Genomic DNA, 1372 nt, shown 5'->3' with positions numbered 1-1372 from the left:
TATATAAATTAGTCGAGGCTGCAAATGGAAAAGATGGCTGGCAGAAAGCGCTGTCCCAGCATCCGGATCTTATTGTAAGTGATATCAGCATGCCCGAAATGACAGGTATTGATCTTTGCAGAAAACTAAAGAATGACAGCCGCACATCGCATATTCCGGTTATTTTGTTAACCGCGCTAACCGGCGAAAGCGAACAATTGAAGGGTCTTGAAATTGGCGCGAATGATTACATAACAAAGCCTTTCAATTTTGAGATACTTCTTTCGAAGATCAAAAACATCCTCGTACTTAAGGATGTCTATAAGCGGACATACAAAAAGCAAATGGACGTTCAATTACAGGAAACTCCTTTACAAAATGAAGATGAAAAACTGTTAAGGAAAATAGTCGATTATATAGAAATGAATATCTCTAACGATAGCCTTTCGGTAGAAGAATTAAGCCGGCAGATGAACATGAGCCGTGTATCGCTTTATAAAAAAGTTTTAATGCTTACCGATAAAACGCCAGTTGAGTTTATCCGTTCCATAAGACTGAAAAAAGCGGTGTATTTGCTTGAGACCAGCCAAATGACGATCAGTCAAATCGGTTACGAAGTTGGCTTTAATGCGCCCAAATATTTTACAAAAGCATTTAAGGATGAGTATAACATCCCTCCCTCTACTTATGTCAGTTCAATTCGCAAACAGAAACTCGAAGAAAAGAACAGTTAATTAAATTTAACCAATTATTGCCAGCCCCTTCTTGTCCGCGTTATGACAAACCGATCAGCCCTGATTTGTTGTCATTTAAGTCAATATTTCGCGAAAAATAAGTAAAACATGAAAGCGGAGTAGTTTTAAGTATTGTAAAATACTGATTTTGAGATTGTTGAAAACTGATTAACATTTTGGGCTGTATTCATTATCAAATTCGGTATCCCCTTCTTTTTAACAATCATAATTTCATCCTCCAGAATATAAGTTCAAAGTAATGCATTTAAAATATGTTGCTTTTAAACAATGTTCTACCAATAACCAATAGGACCAACAGTTAATTTTTTTGAATTAGTAAGCATGCGTTTGGCTGCACCTGAAGTTTTTTAACTGATTGTTCGGGCAGCTGTTTCATATGATGAAACTAACGATAAAGTGGTTTTCAAAGGGTGTTTTTGGGTATTGGGTTATCAAAGGAGATAGGATAAAAAAACAAATTATGAATGAAAGAAAAACCAATTAACCGCTAACCAACCAACCAACAATGAACCAATTAAAAAACCTTAAAATCCTTTTATAAGATGGATAAAAATTTACAAAAGAGAGTGAAATACCGAATTTCATTAATTATTATGGGCATGTTTCTTTTTATTTCGGCCCATGCACAAACCTTAAAT

Annotated in this window: 1 protein-coding gene; it reads left to right on the top strand. The window is 35.1% G+C overall.

The window, feature by feature from the left end; genetic code table 11:
• Positions 1-713 (top strand): response regulator (locus tag AC1DYT_RS26675; protein WP_477472523.1); only part of this gene is annotated, 713 nt, incomplete at its 5' end.
• Positions 714-1372 lie beyond the last annotated feature (659 nt).

The sequence above is a fragment of the Mucilaginibacter sp. P1_D10 genome (assembly GCF_056406215.1).
Note: the sequence above shows the minus strand (reverse complement) of the source record. Positions and strands in the feature narration are given on the sequence as shown.